The sequence below is a fragment of the Fibrobacterota bacterium genome, from assembly GCA_019509785.1.
Classification (GTDB): domain Bacteria; phylum Fibrobacterota; class Fibrobacteria; order UBA11236; family UBA11236; genus Chersky-265.
In genome coordinates, this window is the sequence record JAEKLQ010000035.1 from 1 (window position 1) to 20,302 (window position 20,302).

Genomic DNA, 20,302 nt, shown 5'->3' on the forward strand with positions numbered 1-20,302 from the left:
ATGAGGCCGCCCAGATCGCGCAGGCGCATTTGCTTGGCCACTTCCCAGGCCGCGTCGATGTTGGTCTCCAGGATGTTCTTGCCCTGGTCGCGGCCGCGCACCTTGCCGCCGGTGTTGACGTCGATGGAGACCAAGGCTTCGGTCTGATCGATGATGAGGTAGCCGCCCCGCTTCAACTGCACGCGGCGGGCGAAGGTCTTTTCCAGTTCTTCTTCGATGCCGAAATGATCGAAGAGGGACAGGTCGCCTTCGTAGAGCTTGACCTTGCCCACCATGTCCGGGGAAAGCACGCCCAGGTAGCCTACCACGGTCTTATGCTCGATGCGATCGTCGATCCACACCGCGTCCACGTCTTCGGAGAAATAATCGCGCAGGGTGGTTTCGGAGGAATCGCTTTCCTGATGCACCAGACCCGGGGCCTGGACCTTCTCGGACAGTTCCTTGCAGGCATGCCATTTGGCTTCCAGCTGCTTCATCTGGATGGCGAATTCGTTTTCGCTTTCGCCCAGGCCGATGGTGCGCACGATGTAGCCGACGTCCGGCGACTTCAGATCGCGGATGAGCTTCTTCAGGTTGCGGCGCTGCTGCGGATCCCTGCTCTTCTTGCTGACGCCGATGAAATCGGTGCCGGGCATGCAGACCAGGAAGCGGCCGGCGAAGGACAGGTGGGCCGTGAGACGCGGGCCCTTGGTGCTGATGGGCTCTTTGGTCACCTGCACCAGGATCTCCTGGCCGGTCTTGAGCAGTTGGTCGATGGTCTTATTGTCTTCCACCCGGGGGGCCGGCTTATCGCCATCGTCTTCGTCGTAGTCTTCCAGGTTGGGGCGGCCCTGCACGTCTTCCACGTGGAGGAATCCGGCCTTCTCCATGCCGATATCCACGAATGCGGCCTGCAGGCCGGGAAGCACCGCGTTGACCACGCCTTTATAGATATTGCCCACCAAACGGTTGCTTTCGGGGCGCTCGTAAACGATTTCCGCCAGGCGGCCGTCTTCGAGAATTGCGATACGTTTCTCGTAGGGGCGCACGTTGATGAGGATCTCGCGCTTAGACTTCTGGGGCCGGTTCAACTGGTTCGAGGTGACTCGTCCAGTCCGTTTCAGAGTTTTATCCATTGTCTCCACTAATCGTTCAGGTGTAGGTGGACGTGATTTTTTTACTTCCCAAATAGGGAACCGGGCCCGGATCATCATGATCCGGCCCGACGAAAAAGCCGCTAACCCCGCCCTGCCACAAAGGCAAGAAGGGGCCTTTAGAGGCGGTAAAGATAGATAAACTATCCAGTTAGCTAGCCGAGGACGGTCAAACCGGCTCAAAAACGCCGTCTTGGCGGGGAGGGCCCTGCGGCCTTTATATCCTAAGCGGCCCCACCTTGGTCCGTCCATGAATGAGGGAGGTCACCGCGCTTCAAGCGGAGGGGGCGGGTCTGGGGGTCCGCGGCGGCGAATTGCGAGTGTACGAGGTTCGGGAGGGGAATCGATCTCGAAAGCCCGCGTCGGCCGGCGCGCGACCCAGCCCAGTGTTCGCGGGCGATGCCTTCCCGGGCCGAGAACGACCCACCAAAAGCGCCAAGCGAGCAGCTTGAGCCGCCGCGGACCCCCAGCCCCGCCCAGACCCACCCTAGAAGCGCATCGTAAACTCCCCGTGAACCGTGACCTCGTGGGTCGACTCCTCGCGAGCGGTATGGTAGAGCTTGGTGTACTTGTACTGCGTATAGAAAAGGGCGTCGACGTTATTGGTGAAGTTGTAGGAAGCCTCGGGACGGGCGCTCAGGGTCAGGACGTTCTGGTCCTTGTGGGGATCCGTCTGCGGAAGGGTTCGCTCCGTCCACATGTAATCCGCGCTGGTGGAGACCTTTAGGCGCAGGTTATTCTCCAACTTCACGTAATAGCGCCAGAATTGAAGGCCTTTCTGGGTCTGCACGTCGTAGGCCAGGGAGCCGTCGCCGCCGACGTCGAAAGCGTCGCGCTTGGTGCGCTTGTCGTTGCTCCGTTCATACGGGGTTTGCAGGGTATCGCCCGAGTAGTAGCGATAATTGATCTGGGGCTTGGGAACCTTCTCATAGTCGATGGCGTTCACCATGCTCACCCGCGTGCTCAGCTCCCCGCGCACGTCCTTATTGGTCGTCGCCGCCACCCGCACCAGCGGGTCCAGCTTGTAGGTGATCTGTTCGGTTTCGGGCGAAGAGGAAAACAGGGCATGCTTATCCTCCTTGCGCAAGTTGAAGGTGGTGGTCGAGGTCATGCTCCGGAAGGTCTTGCGCAAGGCCGGGATCTTGTTGGCGAAGTCGCCCAGCGAGCCGGTGACGGTGAGATCGGGCCAGACCACCGAGGTATCGCTCGGGGTCAGGGCCCGGAAGAGCGTGTACTCCTGGGTGTACTTGAGGTTGAAGGACATGGCGAGATCGATCCACGGCACGGTGAAGCCGGTGCTGGCGTCCACGCTACGGGTCACCCCGTGGGAGAACTGCGTACCGCTATGGATGGTGCTGTCCGGGGGCATCAGGTAATCCATCCACCGGGGATTCGGCTCCCCGTTGAAGAGGGTGTTGAAGAATTCCGCGGGGCTTTTATACACCAACCCGAACTGGTACTCGTAATAATCCCAAACGTCGTTCTTCTGGTTCAGGTAGCCGTAGGTGTATTCCTCATGGTTGTACTTGTGCCCCACGGAATAGCCGAGATCGATGTTGCGCAGGTTCCAAGTCTCCACCTTCTTGCGGATGGCGCCCAGGATCCCTTTGCCGTCGCCCGATGCCCCCAGTACGCCGGGCAGGCTCAAGGAAAGGTTCAATTTCACGTCATGATCGGCGTCGGTGGTGAAATGCTCGGGGCTGGTGATGCTATCGCCGTATTTGGATTTCACCGAATCGTTACGGGTCTGATGGAAACCCGAATTGAAATTGGCGCTGGTGGTGAGCCAGGAGACCAGATTGGGATTGAAATCCAGATGGAAGGCTTGCGTGCGATTGCGCTCGCGGTACAGGATCCCGTACTCGTCGCCCAGATGGCCCGGATGCCGGGTCGCATCATCCAGGTCGAAGACGAGGTTATGCGCCAAGATGCCTCCCTGGCCGGCGGACCCGCACGAACCATCGTCTTGACCCCACATGGTCTCATCGAAACACGAGTGCTCATTGTCGAAATCGCGATCCACCGAAGTGCGCACGCCGAAGTTCAGGAAAGTCAACAAACGCCACTCCATGTCCACGCCATGGGTCAACGCCACCGTGTACTGGGGCGGGATCACCAGCGGCTGCTCATCCAGGGTGCGCGGCTTGTTCACGTTCTCGCTGCGCACGAAGGAGAAGTCCGCCAAGGTCAGGTTCAGCTTGTCGGGATAGGGCTCGAACTCCACCCCGGACAGGAAGGACGGCATGAACCGCCACTTGGCGGTGAAATCGAGGGGCTTTTTGGTCTTGTTCTCGAAGGGGGACAAACTGTAAAGGACGCGGGTATTGTAATTCCGGGAATCGCTGGAAGCGAAGAACTCGTCCTTGCTGGAGGAAGAGTAGGAGTATTGCAAATCGGGCCGTTCGAAGAAGATTTGGTTGAGGTAGCTGGAGGATCGATGCTCTTTCTTATAGGCGGCGGTGAATCGGTTCTCGAAGACGGTGGATTGGTAAACGCGGGCATAGCGGCGGTTGATGTCGTCGATGCTGTCGGCGGAATCGCGAACGGAAATATGCCGATCGCCGATATCGCGGGCGATGTCCATCAGACCGGTGCCCTGCAGGGTCAGGTCGGAGGCCGGGCGGGTGAAGGGGCGCGAAATGGCCCCATGGTACTGCAAGGTGAGCGGGAGGCTTATCCCCCATTGATCCGGGAATACCTTATTGGCGAAGACGCTCAGGTTGCCGTTATAGTCCACCGTCGTCTGGGAATTGGCGGGGGTGGTCTTGGTCTCGCTCATGGTGGTAAAGCCGCCGTTGCGGTAGGTGAGGTTGCCCGAAACGTTGACGAAGTCGGAGAAATCGAGTTGCAGCTGGGTACGCATGCTGCTGCCCACGCTATGATCCACGCCCTCCAAGCGCAAATCGTCCACCCAGATCTCGCCCGCTTGCTTCTCCGTCGCGCCCGAATCGACGTAGATCACAAGGCGCATCCAATCCACGCGGGATAAGGTGGGATTGCCTACCACCGACAAGGTCACGGACGAGTCCTGGCGGCCCTGGTTCCAGATCTGCATGCTGACAGGGCGGCCGTTGAAGGCCTGGTAGAGAGGGTCGTTCTTGAGCCCGACGAGATCGGACACGTTCACGTTGAAGGAGTTCCGCTCCCACAGCGCGACCTGCTTCTTGTCATAGATGCCGGCCGTGTCCATATGGATGCGGATCTCGTAGTAATCCTTCGAATCGCGATCGCCTTCGTCCTTACCCAGCCGCAACCCCAGGCTCACCTTATTCTGCCCGCCCTTGTAGCTATTGAAGTTGGGGATGTAATTGGAGTCCGGATGGATGTCCATGCGGATGCGGGAATACATCGTGAGGTCCTTGGGATCGCTGCCCAGCAGGCGCGTTGCCCCCACCACCTCGCCGGGATGCAGGTTCGCATAGCTCAGCACCAGCGAGCGCTCGGGCAAAGGCTCGTCGGTGCGGGTATCGCGCTCCGTGGGCGTGTTGGGGGACTGGACGTAACCCCGCGACTCCTGCTTGTTGATGACGGCGACCTTGAGGCGGTTGCTGTCGAGCACGGCGGGAGGCAGGCGTACCGCGCTGCTGTCCCTCAAGTCCCCGGAAGCGTAGCGGTCGGCGTCGGTCTCGAAGGCGCGGTTTCGATCCCCTTCTTCCCAGGTGTTCCCTACCAGGTTCACGCGGGCCAGCTGCACGCGGGCGTTGGTCACCCGCGAAGGCAAGCGGCCCATCCACATCCGCATGATCTTCACGTTGGAGAGGATCTGGTTTTCGCTTTCCCCGGAATTGGCCCCGATGCGGAAGCCCGAGCCGTACAGGGGGATATCGTATTTGCGCCAGCCGGTGCTCAACTCCTCGCAGTGGAATTGGGCCGTACAGGCGCTATCCAGCGGCATCACGTAACGCAGATAAGTGTTCTTCGTGTCCAGGGTGCCGGAGCGATCCAGATCCTCGGTATCGAAGGTGAGGCCGTTGGTGTGCCGGTTGTTCCCCTGGGTGCCATTCACGGTGGCCGCCTCTTCGGTACCGCCTTGCGGATCGGTCCAGTTATCGCCGCCCGGATCCCCTTTGTTTATATGGCTGAGGGGGATGGAATAGCACAAGGGTTTGCACTCCCAACGCACCCCGTGCTCGTCCTCGTCGCGTAGATTGTCCAGCCCCAGATCCGAGCTGTTGACGGTCTCGCGCGTGGGATCGATCTCCTGGTTCAGGATGCCGTCGGGCTTTCCGTTGTTCAGGCTTTGGATGCTGATGTCTTCGGAAACTTGCCCTAGGTCAACGACCAGCGATCCCTCGCGCCCGGAAACCACCACTTCCAGGTTCCGCTTCTTGCTTTGGTTCAACAGGCCCTGGCCCAGGCCGCGCATCACGCCGCCCCAGGAATGCCCCTCCAGGTTGTCGTTCGGCTGCAGGTTCATCTGCAGGATTGTTTGGTCGCGGCTATCGGTATAGCTGCTCCCGGTTTTCCCGTAGATCTCCGCGTACGGCTTCTTGATGCTGGAGTGCCAAGTAAGCTGGCCCTGATGCCGATAGTCCATGGTCTCGTCCGGCTTGCCGTTGTCGTCGAAATCCGGCGGGGAGGATTTGTACCAGCTGAAAATGGTCATGGGCATGGACAGGATGTTTTCGCTGCCCTCGAAGTTGTCCAGGTAGGCGCTTTCCTTGGTGTTCGGGTTGTACAGGCTCTGGGCCACTTCGAACTCGAAGTTGGCGCGGGACGGGGCTTCGGTCTGCACGAAGGGGAACAGGTTCGCCAGGCTGGTCATCCACTTGGGATTGCCGGTCAGGCGGGCGTTGAAGCCCCATAGCAATTGGTTGAAAGGCTCGCGGCCGAGCTCGGGGCGCTGGGCCGTGGTGCTCTGGCTCTTGTAAAGGAGGGTGGCCCCCAAAAGGCTCTCGTCCGAGATGCCGTCCAGCTTGTATTCCAAGCGCGTACCCAAGAGGATCTTGTCCTGGATCTGGAAAGGGGGATTGCATTCGTAACTGATATCGATGTTGGCGTTGGGATCCTTGGCGCGCGGGGAAAGCAGGGTGATTTGCCCGGTCTCGTAGAGGACCTCGTAATCGACGTCCCGTTGCAGGGTCACGGAACCGTTGAGGACCAGCTTCTCGGTGCCCTTCTCGATATCCACGCATTGCGATCCGCTTACGGAATGGGAGTTCGAACGCACGTCGAAAGTGGATTGCCGCTGCTGCGCGGTGATGATGAACTTATCCACCGTGGGGCCGTTGGCGATCTCGTCCACGTTGGCAGTATAGATCTCGGTGTTGGGGTTCACGCGCTTCATGGGCGTGAGGCAATTCGTGGAATCGTCCTTCGGATTGATGCCTCCCACGCAGGGAAGCACCATATAGCCGAGGTCCAGGTTGAACAGCGTCGGGTCGTCGACGTTGACTTGGCCGGGCTTGTCGGAAACCTCCATGCCCAGCTTGCGGATGAGGGTGACCGTATCGTTGGGATCGCGCTCCAGGCTGTCCGCGCTCCGCACCAGGCGCACGTGGAAGCTTTGCTTATCGGTCTTGGAAATGCGGCTGATGCCGTAAACGTTGCGCCACATCAGGTCGTCCAGCTCGGGCACGCCCACCGCCGAGCGCGAATGGATGAGGATGAGATTACGCAAATCCGTCGCGCCCGCGATGAAGTCCTGGTTCCAGCGCACCGCCAGCGAGGTATTGCGGGTGCCTCCGGGCACGGTCAGCATGCGCATGCGCTCGTCGTAGAAGTAATCGACACCTTCCTTCAGCGGCTTCCAACGGCCGATCTCGCACCTCTCCTTGATGCGCCCGCCCAGGCGGTTGTAAGGGCAGGCCGTGGCGGTATCCTTGACGGTATTGATTTCCTCGCCCTGGCCCAGGAATTGGAAGACTTGCACGGGCAGGCGGCCGCTATTCTGCAGGTAGGCCGGATTGGCTCCCTGCCAGTTCCGGATGTCGGCATAGTCGTCCCGATCGGAAAGCTTCAGCCAGAAATGGCGGTGCAGATCAATATCGCGATCCTCCCGCACCGCATCGGACAGGACCGAACCCACGCCCAGCTTCTGCCTTTCCTGCGAGCCCCCTTCCTGCGACGCGATGGTGGTCACCTCGAGCCCGCCGAACTTCATGCGCATTTTGAGGCCGAAAAGCCCCTTGTGGGCTTCGGTGTAGCCGGTAAGGCTGGTGCCGGTGAGGGCCAAGGAGGTGTTGCCCGCTTCGATCTCCTGGATGATGTCGTCCTCGAGCTCGTCCCCCTCGCCCTTATAGGTGATCTTGAGCTGTTCCTTCAGGTTGGATCCGAAGCCTTCCTCGTTGTTGATCTCGATATTGATGAGGCGCCCGATCGATCCTTTCACCGAGAAGGCGGGCTGCTGATCCATATGCAGGTTGGGGAGGAAGGATCCGGTGCCGTTGGTCGCGCCATTGCCCTGCACGCCCGTGCCTTCCACCACCAGCTTGTACGATCCGTTGATGCGCAGGCGGGGCTTGTCGACGCCGATGCGTTTCATCCAATCCGGCACATTCACCGGCAGCACGATGTCGAGCATGCCCGGCCCGCCCGCCTGCGAGGCCTCCTCCTTGCCCATGAATTCGTTCAGCCACAGCCGGCGCAGGGCCAAATCGTTCATGTCCATGGTATAGGAGTTCAACTCCACGTAGTACGACTGCCAGAGGGGGGTGGAGTCCTGCGAGCCGGGCTCGGCCTCGGGAGGCGGCAGCGACACGTAGCGGATGATCTCCACTTGGCGCGTTTCGAAGTTGACGCTATGGCGGCGCTTGAGGTAGGTGCTGTTGACCTGCAGCATGCCGTGCCCGCCCGTGCTCTCCACTCCCTTCTGGGGCAACAGCTCGTCGAGGGGATGCGCCGCATCCGGAACGTTCAGATAGGATTGGCTCTCGATGTAGATCGCTTGCGCGGGCCATATCGCAAAGGCCAGGCCCAACAAGGCCGCGATGCGCGCGCCCGCGAAACGCGGGGCCGCGAAGCGCAGATCGGTTTTAAGCACGACCGTCCGCTCCCTCGTTGGAACGGGGACAAGCCAAGCGAACTACCGCGGCGAGGAACGCCCGGCTTCCTGAATTCCGCATCCAAATCCTCATGAACCGCGCCCGATTCGGCCATTCGAAAAAGGAGAGCCGGCGAAGGGCTCTCCTGGCGGACGGATTCCCATCGGCGGGTTACCAAACCGATAGCCGGAGTATTATACGAAAAAGGCCATTTGCGTCCTGTCCCAGCCGACGTTTTTTTTCGCCCAAGCGCTTGTTGCGTCTCGGGATAGCGGCTGGATTGCTAGCTTTGCCCCTCCTTTGTCACGAAACACCCTCAAAGGTCCTAGAGATGCGCCGACCCCCGCCCATGGATGATGACCGTAAACGCCGTTGGAAGTTCGGGCAGAACTTCCTGGTGGACGAGTCCGTGGTTCGGCAGATCGCGGAGGATGCGGCGCCCAAGAAGACCGATTGGGTCGTCGAGATCGGCCCCGGCCAGGGCGCGATCACCCGCCGCCTCTTGCCCGAATGCGCCAAGCTCACCGCCATCGAAGTGGATCCCAAATGGGTGGAACATCTGCGCAGCCGCGATTGGGGCGCGCTTGACGTGGTCCAGGCCGACGCCACCCGCGTGGACGTCGCCGAGATCCTGGCCCGGGAACCGGGGAAGAAGCCCATCGTGGTAGGCAATCTGCCCTACAACCGGGCCGCGCCCATCCTCTTCCGCTTTCTGCCCTTCATCCACCGCTTCCAGTCCATGCAGATCATGGTCCAATACGAAGTGGCCAAGCGCATCTGCGCCAAGCCGCACAGCCGCGATTTCGGATTCCTGACCGTCTTCATCCGCACCCACTGCGAGCCCGAGTTCCTGCATAAAATCGGCCAGGAAGCCTTCCGCCCGCGCCCCAAGGTCTTCTCCGCCACGGTACGCCTGGTGCCATTGCCGGCCCCCAAGATCGAGGATCCCCTCTTCCTCCGCTTCGTCGAAATCGCTTTCTCCAGGAAACGCAAGAAGGTGGTCAACTCCTTGATCGGCTTCTATCGCAGGGACAAGGTGGTCGAAGCCTTGAACGCCCTCAAGGACATGACGGACGATCCCGAAGAGCATCGCGTGAATGCCGACTCCCGGGCGGAAGATCTCTCGGTGGACCAGTTCGTGGAGCTGTTCAAAAGGCTAGGGCCGCCTCCCGGCGTCCTCGCGAAGGCGGAAATCCCGTCGATCGCGTTAGCCGATATGGAATCGGGGCCGGATGGGGATACGGACGAAGAAACGGACGGGGAAGCGGAAACAGGGGAAGACGAGTAACGAAGATTCGCCCCCGGGACCGGCCCCGGCGCGGCGGGCGCATCTTACCGCCGTTTGGGAGGTGCCGGGACCGGCCGCAGGGGCGGTCGGGAGTTGGGTCGAAAGGGCGTTACGCGCGCCTTAAGCCGGGATCATCTGGCGATGCGGGGCCCGGATGTAGGCCTTCGCCGCGTTCTTACGCTCCGTATACGTCGCCAATTGTTTCCGGATTTCGGCCATCTTGCCTTGCATCTGGCGGATCATCTGGTGATCGATGGCCTGGATGCGCGTTCCCGCGTCCAGGAGCAGATTCCGCTTCTCTTCGACCAGGGCGCGTTCATTGGAAGGAACCAGGCGCTCCGCCTGGTATTCCTTGAGCAATACGGACAACGTTTGCGAAGCCTGCGCGGTATGCCCCAGTATTTTCTCGCGCGCATCGATCACCTTCTGGATGCGGGCTTCGTCTTCGGGCAGGATTTTCCGGGTCACGTCGGCGGCCATCTGGTAAAGGCCGTAGAGGACGTCGATTTCGGAGATGATTTTCTGCGTCAGGGAGTGCATGGTTCCCTTCCCCTTACGACACCAGGGAGAGTTGGGCGCCGCTCTTTTGGGACAGCGCGCCGTGATCCTCGCGGCGTACGTTTTCGATCGCCACCAGCCAGGCTTCGCGCAGCATGCTCATCATGCCCGCCACATCGCGCAAGGCCTGTACGGACCGATCCTTGATGGCCTGGGTGAGATGGCGGGAATAGAACTCGTACAAGCGGAACAGGTTCCGCGCGATATCCCCCCCGCGCTCCATGTCCAAGGCGCACATCAGCTCGGTGAGACCGTTCTGGACGCGCTGCACCGCGCGCACCATCTTCTCCACGTTCTTGGTGTCGAGCTCCTCTTCCGCCTTTTTCGTCCACTTGATGCAGTGGTCGTAAATCATGATCACCAGCTTGCCGCGATCGGCGGTGGTCACATTGGCGTTCTTGTAGCTCTGATGGGCGTATGACATCGTTACCTCGATAAGCCGCTGCTGCTGAACGCGGCGCTTTGGGACTTGAGCTTGGAGACGGATAATTCCAGGTTCGCGAACTGCTGGGTCAGGCGGTCCTTGACGCTTGCCACTTGGGATTCCAACTGGGCGATCTTGGTGTCCTCTTGGTTGATCTGATCCTGGTAATTCTTGGCGGTGGTGGTGACGAAGCCGTCGACGAAGTTCGTGATCTTGTCGTAGAAATCGCGGATCTGGCCCGCCACCCCGCGCACGAAAACGACCTTGCCAGGACCACTGCCTGCGGCGGCTTGCACCGCCATGCCATTCGAGTCACCGGAGGTCGAATTCAGCAGGTCCCCGTCGCCGCTCACGGTGGCGGCGCTCCAGTTGGTTCCGCTCGATTTATCCGTGTCGATCCGCTGGCCGGCGGGATCAATGTCGTATACGCCCGTCCTGGTGTCCTTCGTATAGGTTCCGAACTGGTGGGACGAATTCGTCATGTACCCGCCGGTAATGAAAATCCGCTTTACGCCTTCGAAGTCCGAGTCCAGGGCGGCGCTGAAGGTATCGCTTTTGATGGTCAGGAACCCGGTCTTCTGTTCCGAGGTGATGCCGACCGAGGCCAGGCTGCTGAATCGGCTGACATGGTTGTCGGTCAGTTCCGACATCATGCTGGTCATCATCCCCTGGATCTGCGAGCGTAGCCCTAAGATGGAAGAATCGCCGGCGAAAGGGCCCTTATCGATCGTAGTCGTCTGCTGGGACTGGCTGTTCGAGGGATCGGCGCTCTTAGTGACGTTGATCTTCGACTTATCGTCGATGAATTTGATCAATTGGTTATAGCTATCCAGGAAGTCCTGGACCTTCTTCGTGATGCCGTCCTTATCGAAATCCAAGGTCAGCTTGATGTTCTGGGTGGGATCGGCCCGCTTCAAGATGAAGACGGTTCCATTGACCGTGTTATCATCCCGGTTGGTTTGCGACGACACCGACATGTCGTTCATCAGGTAGAAAGCCTTGCTGCCTTGGGAGACCACGTTCTTGAAGGCGCTCTTGGTCACCGCCGCGCCCAGCCCGAGCTTGGACCCCGAGCTATCGGCATCGTTCAGGCTCAAATTGAGGGCCATGGTGCTGACGCCGCCGGCGGCGTCGAGGACCTCGATCTCGCCCGAGGTGTTCAAGGAGACGGTGGCTTTGGCCCCGAATTGGGCCTGGATGGAAGCCACCAGGTCGCCCACCGTCTGGACCGCCGTGTTGGCGATGGTGAAGCTGGAATTGATGGCAGTGCCGTCGCTGGCCGTGCCGGTGAAATTGATCTGGTCGTTGTTGGTCAGATTCGAGGCCGAGCCGATGCTCTGGAACAGGCTCGCGAAGGTGGTGGCCGCGGTCGCGGGCCCGCCCGCGGCTTGGCGGAAGTCGAAGTTGGCGCGCAACGCCTGCTTTTGGGTGGTGGCCGTCTGCTGCGTCACCAAATCCAACCCGTCGGCGAAGATGCTCTGGGCTTCTTTGCCCGCCACGGCATTCAGCTGGAACGCCTTGGTCCCTTCGTCCACGGCGGTGAGCATGAGGCGGTAATCCGTATCGCCCATCTTCAGCACCGAGGCGGTCGCTCCCGTGCCTTTGGCGCGATTGATTTTGTTGGCGATGTCCGTTATGGTATCGGTAGCGGTTATATCGATCTGCACCGATGTCGCGGTGGGATCCGCCTTCAGGGCCGCCGCCGAAGTCGAGATGGTAAAGCTGCCGGTGAGGCTGAGCGAGGCATTGGAATTGGCGAAGGAACCGGAAGCCACCTTCAGGGAGCTGGCCAGGTTCATCACCTTCACGTCGTAATTTCCCACGGTGGCTTTATCGCCTCCGGTGATATCGGCGACGGTGGCATCCGAGGAGGTGTTCTTGAACACGTTGAACACCGTGCTCTTGTCCATCGCCGAAGCCTGGGTATCGAAATCGTTGAGCTTGGTTTTAAGATCGTTGAAGGTCGAAAGCTTCAGTTGGATTTGGGATTGCGCATTCTCTTCCCGGGTGACCTTCTGCTGTTCGATGGAAATCAGGCCCGTGATGATGGAGTTGGTATCCAGGCCCGTGGCCAAGCCCCCCACCTGCAGGAGCCCCGCCTGCGAACCTACTCCTGAAGTTGAATCTGCCATGGATCTCCCGAATCCTTGCACGAGTACATTGGTTTATCGACCAAAGAGCCCATGGCCTTTAATCCGGAAGTGGTTCCACTTGGAGAGCATCGAGTCACAAACAATGACATAAATAGGCCCATTTTCTCCCATAATTACTGATTTTTATGATATTAGAGATGAAGAATCGCAACATCTGTTACAGATTAACGATGTTTTGTCACGGTATATGACGTAAATTAGACATTCGTCATATATCATGACGGAATAAGCATTTAACCGAAAAATCCTTTACAAATTCGCATGAAAAGTGCATAGGACTGCTGGAACGGGACTTGCTTGCTTCAGATTCGACCCCACACCCACCCGCAAAGGACAGGCGAATGACCTTTGACACGACCGATGAGACCTTAAAGCGTTATCTGGAAGATATCCGGAAGACGAGCCCCATCGACCGGAAGGATGAGCATTTGCTCTTCAAGCTTTGCCGCGAAGGCAACCGCGGAGCCCGCGAAAAGCTCGTAAGCGCCAACATGCGCTTCGTGCTTAAAGTGGCCTTGCAGTATCGCGGCTGCCCCATCCCTCTCCCGGACCTCGTGAGCGAGGGCGCGATGGGCCTTATCCGCGCCATCGAGAGCTTCGATCATAGCCGCGGCCTCAAGTTCATCTCTTACGCCGTTTGGTGGATCAAGGCTTATATCACCCGCGCCATCAACGAGCAAGGCTCGCTGATCCGCTTGCCTGCCAATCAGCATTTGCGCGTGCGCAAGGCGCTTAAGGAAAAGAGCAAGGGCAAGGAGCTGGGCGACGATATCCGCGAATTGATCCAGCTGGGCGAAGCCGGCATCTCTTTTGACGCGCCCCTCAAGACCGATACCAAGACCACCTATCAGGAAGTCTTGCCGGACGAGAAGGCCGTCAATCCGGAGAACGAAGCCGAAATCCAGGCCGTGGAGCATCTCGCGAAGGACCTGTTGTCCGAGCTGCCCGAAAGGGAAGCCCAGGTCATCAAGGGCCTGTTCGGCATCAACCATGAGGCCCCGCAGACCTTGCGCGAAGTGGGCGAGACCCTGAACATCTCCCACGAACGCGTGCGCCAACTGCGCGACCAGGCCCTGCGCCGGATCCGCAAGAACAAGAACAAGGAAGTCCTTCGCGAGAAGTACGAAGGCTACCTGCAAGCGCTGACGAACTGAGATTAGCGCTTCGATGCGATTGCGAAGGCCCCGGGGGAAACCTCGGGGCCTTTCTTTTTGCATTCCGTCATGAAGTTTCGCGGAACCGCGGCGAAGCACGCAAGACTTCCCACAAAGCTAACTTTCGACCCATGCAGCTCCCTTCCAGCCTTCGGAACCTGTTCGAGCCTGCCTTGCTGGCGGAGTTGGACCGCCGCGCGGAACACCGGCGCGTGCCGGAAGGCCAAGCCCTGCTTGAACCCGGCCAAATGGTCCGCACCGTGCCGATCGTGATTTCGGGGCTGGTCAAGGTTTCCCGGATCGAACCCGACGGGCGGGAGCTGTTCCTGTATTACGTGAACCCCGAAGAGACCTGCGCCATGACCTTCACTTGTTGCATGGAAAGCCAGCCGAGCGAAATCCGCGCCCTCGCGGAGGAGGACGTGGAGCTTTTGGCCGTGCCCGTGCAGGTCATGGACGAATGGCTGGCGAAATACCCTTCGTGGAAATCCTTCGTGATGCGCACCATCCGGGCCCGTTTCAACGAATTGCTGCGCACCATCGATCTCATCGCCTTCCAGAACCTGGACCAGCGCTTGGCCGCCTTCCTGCGGGAGAAGGCCCGGGCGCAGGCATCCTCCCTCATCAACCTGTCCCATGAGGCCGTCGCGAACGAGCTTGCCACCTCGCGCGTAGTCGTATCCCGGCTCCTCAAGAAGCTGGAGCGCGACGGCAAAGTGCTCCTTTTCCGCAACCAGATAAAGTTGCTCGGGGAATTGTAACCCAAGTAGCGGACGCGGCCGTGCCCATGGCGTATCTTCCAAACGAGGAGGGCAGGCCATGGCCCATGAAGTGGAAACGCGCTGGTCGGGTAAGATGGAGTTCCAGGCCGAGGTGGACGGGCATAAGGTGATCATGGACGCCCCGGAGCGCGTGGGCGGCGAGGATCACGGACCCATCCCCAAGCCTTTCGTGCTGACCGCGCTCACGGGTTGCACCGGGATGGACGTGGTGGCGCTGCTTCGCAAGCGCGGGAAGACGCTGCGCGAATTCCGCTTGCATGCTTCCGGCGAACTCAGCCGTAGCGCCCCCATCGAATACGTCTCCATCCATCTTACCTACGGGATGGAAGGGGACGAGGCCGATCGCGAAGCGGCCCTGGAAGCGGTGGACCTCTCGCAAAGCAAATATTGCGGCGTATCCCATATGCTCAAGAAAATCATCCCGGTAACCTGGGAGGTACGGTATAACGGCGCGATCGCATTCACGAACAAGCCGGCGCAGGAGCGGGCGGCGGCCTGAGAGGCCCGCCTTAAGTTTTGGGTCCTAAGGGGAAGGGAGATAGACCATGTTTGACGGCTTGAAGAATCTATTGGGTATCGGGAACGCAAATGGCGACGAGATCATCCGATTGGCGGAGCAAGGCGCGCCTATCGTGGACGTGCGTTCGCCCGCGGAGTTCGCGTCCGGGCATTTTCCGGGATCGGTGAACGTCCCGCTGGACCGGCTGTCCGCGGGGCTTCCGCGCTACGGAAAGGATCAAGCCCTGATCGTCTGCTGCGCCAGCGGGATGCGTAGCGGCATGGCGAAACGGACCTTGGAAGCGGCAGGGCACGGAACCGTAGTCAATGGCGGAGGATGGAGGACCTTGAAAGAGCGACTGGGGAAGTGAACGCGACGCCCGCATTCACTTCAGGCGGATTTGCAACTCCGTCACGTTGTCCGAGGAATCGTAGCCGGCCCATTTGAGGTAGATTTCGCGACGCTCATCGCTTATGGCCAGCCCTTTTTTTTCGGCCTTGGCGAAGAACTCCCCCCAGGCATCGGTGATGGAAGTCATGGGACCCTTGAAGCGGGCGGATAGGCAAGCCCACTCGGGCTCCCAGCGGGCCCGGTAGGGCGACTTCCCGCGCGTGCCGGGCCTCACCGGATGGCCGGCGCGCAAGGCCAACTTGCCCGGGGCCGCCGGACGGTAACTCCAGACCGGGGGACCGATGAGGACGGTCGTCCCCTCGATGAGGGACTGCAGATCGTCCATGATTTTCCCGCCTTCGGCGGGCACCTTGGCGTAAGCCACCACCTTGGAGCCGTGCAGGAAGGTGAAGGGCTTGGCGGTCTTCTTCTTGATCGGGCCGATCAGCATGGCGCGCTCCCGGGCCGGCGGGGCCGCGCTAGATTGGAGCGAACCGTTTTCATAAACCGCATCTCATATTCCGAATTTCATATGCCGTATAGTCCGGCGTACTTGGCTTCGAGGTAAGCCAGGAAAGGCCCGGCCGCGGTCCTGTGGCCGGTGATTTTTTCCATCAGGGCGTCCCCGTCGTAGCGTCGGCCGTAACGGTAGACGTTCTCGCCCAACCAGGCCTTCAGGGCCCCGAAGCGACCGGCCCGGATGTCGCCGGCTAAGCCCGGCAGGGCGCGCCGCGCGGCCTCGAAGATTTGGGCGGCGCGCAGGTTGCCCAAGGTGTAGGTGGGGAAATAGCCCAAAAGCCCGCAGCTCCAATGCACGTCTTGCATGTATCCGAGCCTGGGCTCGGGCGGGGTAACACCGAGGTTACGCTGCATGGATTCGTTCCAGGCCGGCTCCAGATCCGAAGGCTTGAGATCGCCGCTGAAGAGGGCGGTTTCCAGCTCGAAGCGGAGGACGATATGCAGGTTGTACGTCACCTCATCCGCCTCGACCCGGATGAAGGAAGGCTGCACGCGGTTGATGGCCTTAAGGAAGGCGTCCAAGGGCAGGCTGGCGAGCGGGCCGGGGAAGGCCGCTTGCAGTCCCGGGTACCGTCCGGTCCAGAAATCCCGCGAGCGTCCCACCTGGTTTTCCCACAAGCGGGATTGCGATTCATGCACTCCCAGCGAAACGGCTTCGGCCATGGGCGTTCCGTACCATTCGGGAAGGAATCCCTGTTCGTACAGGCCATGGCCGCCTTCATGCAAAGTGCTGAACAGCGCCGACATGAGATCGCCTTCATGGTAGCGCGTCGTGAGGCGTACGTCGCGGGGATGGGTGCCTTCCGTGAAGGGATGGGCCGATTCGTCCAGCCTTCCGGCTTCCAGATCGAAGCCCATGGCCGCCAGGATCCCGTGGTTGAAGCCGCGCTGGGCTTCGAGGGGAAAGGTTTTCCCGGCCAAGGGATCGGGCGCGGACCCCTGGGCCGCGCGGATGCGGCCCAACAAGGGGACGAGTTCGGATTTCAGATCGGCGAGCAGAACGCGGAGGGACGAGGCGCGCGCGCCGGGCTCGTAATTCTCCAGTAGGGCATCGTAAGGGGTTTCGGCGTAACCGAGGCACTCCGCCTCTTGCCGGCGCAGGGCGATGACCTTGGCGAGCCACGGATTGAAGGCGGCGGTGTCATTCTTGGGCCGGGCCTCGGCCCAGGCCCGTTGCGCCAGCGAAACGGTTTCGGCGATCTCGGCGGCCAAGGACTCGGGCAACTTTACCGCCTTGTCCCGATCCCGCTTTAGCTCGCGCACCACCGCGCTCTCGTCTTCGGAGAGCGGCGCGGCCTCGGCGGCGGCCAAGGCTTCCGCGAGGCGCGGATCGGAAAAGCGCTGGTGCATTACGCGCGCCAGCGCGGCCATCGAACGGGCCCGGCCATCGCCGCCTTTGGGGGGCATATAGGTTTCTTGATCCCAGGAAAGCACGCCGACGGCGGAGCGGAGCGCGTACAGGTCGCGGCTCAGTTCCAGCACGGTCTCGAAGGCCCGGTTCATGCATGTCCCTTTCGGATCGCCGCGCGGGGGCGGAACGGGTTTGGAATCCACAACGTATCGGGACCCTAAAGATACGATTCCATGGCAGGCAGGTGGCAAACGGATTGCGCCCCTTCCGAGGCGGGCCGCCCAGGTCCTGTCCCTTTTCTAATTTTCCGGACCATGTCCCCCTTCAAGCTCGCCCTCATCCAGACCAAGGGCAACAACCTGCATCCGGACCGCTTTCCCAAGCTGCAAGAGCGCATCGCCCAGGCCGCCGCCCAGGGGGCGCAGGTCGTCATCCTCCCCGAGCTGGTGTTCCACGATTATTTCTGCATCGAAGAGGACATCCGGCATTTCGATCTCGCGCATGACTTGGAGCATCCCGCCCTGCAGGCCCTCTCCGCCCTGGCGAAAGAAAAGGGGATCGTCCTGGTGGTGCCCATCTTCGAGAAGCGGGCTCCGGGCCTGTACCATAACTCCGCCGTGGTCTTCGACGCGGATGGTAGCCGCGCCGGCCTCTACCGCAAGATGCACATCCCGGATGATCCCGGGTTTTACGAGAAATATTATTTCACGCCCGGCGATCTCGGATTCCAAAGCTTCGCGACCCGCTACGGGCGCATCGGCGTATTGATCTGCTGGGATCAGTGGTTTCCCGAAGCCGCCCGGCTCACCGCCCTGCAAGGCTGCGACCTGCTGGTCTACCCGACCGCCATCGGTTACGACGAACGCGAAACGGCGGACCTGCCCGCGGCCGGCGCCCGGGCGCTCAACGCCAAATGGCTCGACGCCTGGATCACCGCCATGCGGGCGCATGCCATCGCCAACGGGGTCTACGTGGCCGCCGTCAACCGCGTAGGCCAGGAAGGCCATCTCCGCTTCTGGGGCAATTCCTTCATATGCGATCCGGGCGGCGGTTTGCTCGATCGCCTCGACGACACGAAGGAGGCCTTGCTCTTGCGGGACATCGATCCCGGCGAGGTAGAGAACCATCGCCGCGTGTGGCCATTCCTGCGTGATCGCCGTATCGACGCTTATCCCGATCTCTTGAAGCGCTTCGCGCGCTGACCCGGAGCCCCGCCTTTATGCACGACGCCCTTAAGCCGCCGTATCCGTCCTTGCTCTTGCCCGCCGAATGGGAGCCGCAGCAGGCGATCTGGTTCACCTGGCCTCAGAACGCCGAAACCTGGACGCCGGTCTGGGAGGAGGCGCGCGCCGCCTACCGCGCCATCATCCGCACGGCGATCCGGTACCAGGACGTGAACGTTTTGGTGAACGACGAGCGGACGCGTGATCGCCTGGCCGCTGAATTCGAAGATGCGGCCCAGGGGCGGCCTGCGGGCGATGGGGCCACGGGACCGTTTCGCTTGGAATTCCTGGTTTATCCCACCAACGACAGCTGGATCCGCGATTACGGCGCCATCACGGTGCGGGCGCCGGATTCCGGGAAGGGCACGCGCCTGATCGCCCTGGACTTCGGATTCAATTCCTGGGGCGGCAAATACCCGCCTTGGGACAAGGACGATGCGGCCCCCCGCTTCATGGCCGAAGCGCGCGGGCGCGAATGCTTGGCCGTGGATCTCGTGTTGGAAGGCGGCTCCATCGACGTGAACGGGAAGGGCCTATTGCTCACCACTTCGCAATGCCTCTTGAATCCGAACCGGAATCCCGGGCTGGATCGGGGCCGCATCGAGGCGGCCCTGCACGGATGGCTGGGAGCGGAGCGGACCTTGTGGCTGGAATCGGGCATCCACGGGGACGATACCGACGGCCACGTGGACGATTTGGCGCGCTTCTCCGACGCGCGCACGGTTCTGTGCGCCATCGAAACCGACAAGCGGGACGAGAATTACGCTCCTCTCAAGAAGAATATCGAGGCGTTGAATCATGCGGCCCGCACCGTCGACCTCGAGGTCATCGAGATCCCCATGCCCGCCCGACAGGTCAAGGCGGAGCTGCGGACCCCGGCCACCTATCTGAATTTCCTGATCCTGAACGGGGCCGTACTGGTCCCCGTGTTCCGGGACAAGCGCGATGATTGGACCCTGCAAGCCTTCGCCGACCGCTTCCCCGGACGCCGCATCGAACCCATCGATTGCCGGGGACTGGTATTCGGCCAGGGCGCCATCCACTGCAGCAGCATGCAGGAGCCCGCCGGCGGCTGATTCCGTCCGACACGGAAACATGGAGGTTACCCCCGACTTCGGCCTTTTGCCCCGTGACCGCTCTTTCGCCCAATCCCTGCCCGCTTTCCTGCTTCCCTATCTGGCCTACGTGGCCCTGGCTTCGCTGCCCCACCGTTTCCTGCCGCCCGCCGCCGCCGAAGCCCTGCGTTTCGCCGTGGTCGGAAGCCTCATGTTGGCCTACCGCCGGGCTTATCGCCTGGGCCCGCCGCTCACCGTACGCCCGGCCTTGGCGGCTTTGGGGACGGCCCTCTGCGCCTTGGCCCTTTGGGCGATTCTTTACCGCCTTACCCTCGCCTTGCCTTTGCCCCTGTTCCGTTCCCAATTGGATTCGGCCGCCGCGACCGATCCGGGCCCTCTTTACGCCGCCTTCAGGGGCCTGAACTCGGTCCTCTTGGTGCCGTTCTTCGAAGAGCTTTTCTGCCGCGCTTTCTTAGGCGAACTCTTGGCGGGGATGCCTTCCCGGCCCGGTGGATTCCTGGCCCGCCTGGCTCTGCGTATGGACGAGCACCCCGGGCCCTTGTCCCGGCCCCCGGCGCAAGGCCGGGCCGCATGGGGCTGCGCGCTGGTGTTCACGCTGGGGCACGGGCTGGCGGCTTGGCCGGCCGCTTTCGCGTACTTCGCCCTCACCACCGTTTTATATCGCCAAACAAGATCCTTCCGGGCCTGCGTGGCGGTGCACGGATTGGCCAACCTCGGGATCGCGATCCTGGTGTCGCTAGCGCCCGGGATGCGATTCCTTTGGTATTAA

Annotated in this window: 15 protein-coding genes; 8 read left to right on the top strand and 7 right to left on the bottom strand. The window is 61.1% G+C overall.

Going from position 1 to position 20,302, the window contains the following annotated elements; genetic code table 11:
- Together JF616_09460 and sprA are read right to left on the bottom strand one after the other, a co-directional pair.
- A partial coding sequence (locus JF616_09460; protein MBW8887969.1) for an Rne/Rng family ribonuclease occupies positions 1–1,115 on the bottom strand: 1,115 nt, incomplete at its 3' end.
- A gap of 505 nt (positions 1,116–1,620) precedes the next feature.
- Positions 1,621–8,115: a cell surface protein SprA gene (gene sprA / locus JF616_09465; GenBank protein MBW8887970.1), complete on the bottom strand. Its 6,495-nt coding sequence runs from the start codon at positions 8,113–8,115 to the stop codon at positions 1,621–1,623.
- A 332-nt stretch (positions 8,116–8,447) separates the two neighbouring features.
- Between sprA and rsmA the strand changes: the two genes are divergently transcribed.
- Positions 8,448–9,404, top strand: coding sequence for a ribosomal RNA small subunit methyltransferase A (rsmA, locus tag JF616_09470; protein MBW8887971.1), 957 nt, complete (start codon positions 8,448–8,450; stop codon positions 9,402–9,404).
- A 120-nt stretch (positions 9,405–9,524) separates the two neighbouring features.
- Here the strand turns inward: rsmA and JF616_09475 are convergent, their stop codons facing one another.
- Genes JF616_09475 through fliD form a run of 3 tightly spaced genes read right to left on the bottom strand, consistent with a single transcriptional unit; the run spans position 9,525 to position 12,518 of the window.
- A complete protein-coding gene (locus JF616_09475; GenBank protein ID MBW8887972.1) occupies positions 9,525–9,944 on the bottom strand; it encodes a hypothetical protein in 420 nt (139 codons plus the stop codon).
- Positions 9,945–9,957: 13 nt separating this feature from the next.
- Positions 9,958–10,386 (bottom strand): flagellar export chaperone FliS, encoded by a 429-nt coding sequence (gene fliS, locus JF616_09480; protein MBW8887973.1) that lies wholly within the window; start codon positions 10,384–10,386, stop codon positions 9,958–9,960.
- Between the two features lie 2 nt (positions 10,387–10,388).
- Positions 10,389–12,518: a flagellar filament capping protein FliD gene (gene fliD / locus JF616_09485; GenBank protein ID MBW8887974.1), complete on the bottom strand. Its 2,130-nt coding sequence runs from the start codon at positions 12,516–12,518 to the stop codon at positions 10,389–10,391.
- 362 nt (positions 12,519–12,880) lie between these two features.
- On the opposite strand from fliD, the gene JF616_09490 reads away from it, so the two are divergent.
- The 4 genes from JF616_09490 to JF616_09505 all read left to right on the top strand — a co-directional run bounded on the left by JF616_09490 (position 12,881) and on the right by JF616_09505 (position 15,344).
- On the top strand, positions 12,881–13,693 hold the full coding sequence (locus JF616_09490) for an RNA polymerase sigma factor RpoD/SigA (GenBank protein ID MBW8887975.1): 813 nt from the start codon (positions 12,881–12,883) through the stop codon (positions 13,691–13,693).
- Positions 13,694–13,824: 131 nt separating this feature from the next.
- Complete coding sequence (locus JF616_09495) at positions 13,825–14,454, top strand: Crp/Fnr family transcriptional regulator (GenBank protein ID MBW8887976.1); 630 nt, start codon at positions 13,825–13,827, stop codon at positions 14,452–14,454.
- Between the two features lie 58 nt (positions 14,455–14,512).
- Complete coding sequence (locus tag JF616_09500) at positions 14,513–14,974, top strand: OsmC family protein (protein MBW8887977.1); 462 nt, start codon at positions 14,513–14,515, stop codon at positions 14,972–14,974.
- Between the two features lie 46 nt (positions 14,975–15,020).
- Positions 15,021–15,344, top strand: coding sequence for a rhodanese-like domain-containing protein (locus tag JF616_09505; GenBank protein ID MBW8887978.1), 324 nt, complete (start codon positions 15,021–15,023; stop codon positions 15,342–15,344).
- A gap of 15 nt (positions 15,345–15,359) precedes the next feature.
- Here the strand turns inward: JF616_09505 and JF616_09510 are convergent, their stop codons facing one another.
- Together JF616_09510 and JF616_09515 are read right to left on the bottom strand one after the other, a co-directional pair.
- The gene (locus JF616_09510; protein ID MBW8887979.1) at positions 15,360–15,815 is read right to left on the bottom strand and encodes a hypothetical protein; all 456 of its coding nucleotides are present in this window, start codon (positions 15,813–15,815) and stop codon (positions 15,360–15,362) included.
- Between the two features lie 77 nt (positions 15,816–15,892).
- Positions 15,893–17,386, bottom strand: a complete 1,494-nt coding sequence (locus tag JF616_09515) for a carboxypeptidase M32 (protein MBW8887980.1) — start codon at positions 17,384–17,386, stop codon at positions 15,893–15,895.
- A 162-nt stretch (positions 17,387–17,548) separates the two neighbouring features.
- Here JF616_09515 and JF616_09520 point away from each other — a divergent pair, with 162 nt between their 5' ends.
- The 3 genes from JF616_09520 to JF616_09530 are packed head-to-tail and all read left to right on the top strand — an operon-like array spanning position 17,549 to position 20,302.
- Complete coding sequence (locus JF616_09520; protein ID MBW8887981.1) at positions 17,549–18,436, top strand: carbon-nitrogen hydrolase; 888 nt, start codon at positions 17,549–17,551, stop codon at positions 18,434–18,436.
- A gap of 17 nt (positions 18,437–18,453) precedes the next feature.
- The gene (locus JF616_09525) at positions 18,454–19,533 is read left to right on the top strand and encodes an agmatine deiminase family protein (protein MBW8887982.1); all 1,080 of its coding nucleotides are present in this window, start codon (positions 18,454–18,456) and stop codon (positions 19,531–19,533) included.
- Positions 19,534–19,552: 19 nt separating this feature from the next.
- Complete coding sequence (locus tag JF616_09530; GenBank protein ID MBW8887983.1) at positions 19,553–20,302, top strand: CPBP family intramembrane metalloprotease; 750 nt, start codon at positions 19,553–19,555, stop codon at positions 20,300–20,302.

Excerpts from the sequence above, each read along its gene's own strand:
- rsmA (MBW8887971.1), top strand. The coding sequence starts at position 8,448 with ATGCGCCGACCCCCGCCCATGGATGATGACCGTAAACGCCGTTGGAAG.
- JF616_09475 (MBW8887972.1), bottom strand. The coding sequence starts at position 9,944 with ATGCACTCCCTGACGCAGAAAATCATCTCCGAAATCGACGTCCTCTAC.
- fliS (MBW8887973.1), bottom strand. The coding sequence starts at position 10,386 with ATGTCATACGCCCATCAGAGCTACAAGAACGCCAATGTGACCACCGCC.
- fliD (MBW8887974.1), bottom strand. The coding sequence starts at position 12,518 with ATGGCAGATTCAACTTCAGGAGTAGGTTCGCAGGCGGGGCTCCTGCAG.
- JF616_09490 (MBW8887975.1), top strand. The coding sequence starts at position 12,881 with ATGACCTTTGACACGACCGATGAGACCTTAAAGCGTTATCTGGAAGAT.
- JF616_09495 (MBW8887976.1), top strand. The coding sequence starts at position 13,825 with ATGCAGCTCCCTTCCAGCCTTCGGAACCTGTTCGAGCCTGCCTTGCTG.
- JF616_09500 (MBW8887977.1), top strand. The coding sequence starts at position 14,513 with ATGGCCCATGAAGTGGAAACGCGCTGGTCGGGTAAGATGGAGTTCCAG.
- JF616_09505 (MBW8887978.1), top strand. The coding sequence starts at position 15,021 with ATGTTTGACGGCTTGAAGAATCTATTGGGTATCGGGAACGCAAATGGC.
- JF616_09510 (MBW8887979.1), bottom strand. The coding sequence starts at position 15,815 with ATGCTGATCGGCCCGATCAAGAAGAAGACCGCCAAGCCCTTCACCTTC.
- JF616_09515 (MBW8887980.1), bottom strand. The coding sequence starts at position 17,386 with ATGAACCGGGCCTTCGAGACCGTGCTGGAACTGAGCCGCGACCTGTAC.
- JF616_09520 (MBW8887981.1), top strand. The coding sequence starts at position 17,549 with ATGTCCCCCTTCAAGCTCGCCCTCATCCAGACCAAGGGCAACAACCTG.
- JF616_09525 (MBW8887982.1), top strand. The coding sequence starts at position 18,454 with ATGCACGACGCCCTTAAGCCGCCGTATCCGTCCTTGCTCTTGCCCGCC.
- JF616_09530 (MBW8887983.1), top strand. The coding sequence starts at position 19,553 with ATGGAGGTTACCCCCGACTTCGGCCTTTTGCCCCGTGACCGCTCTTTC.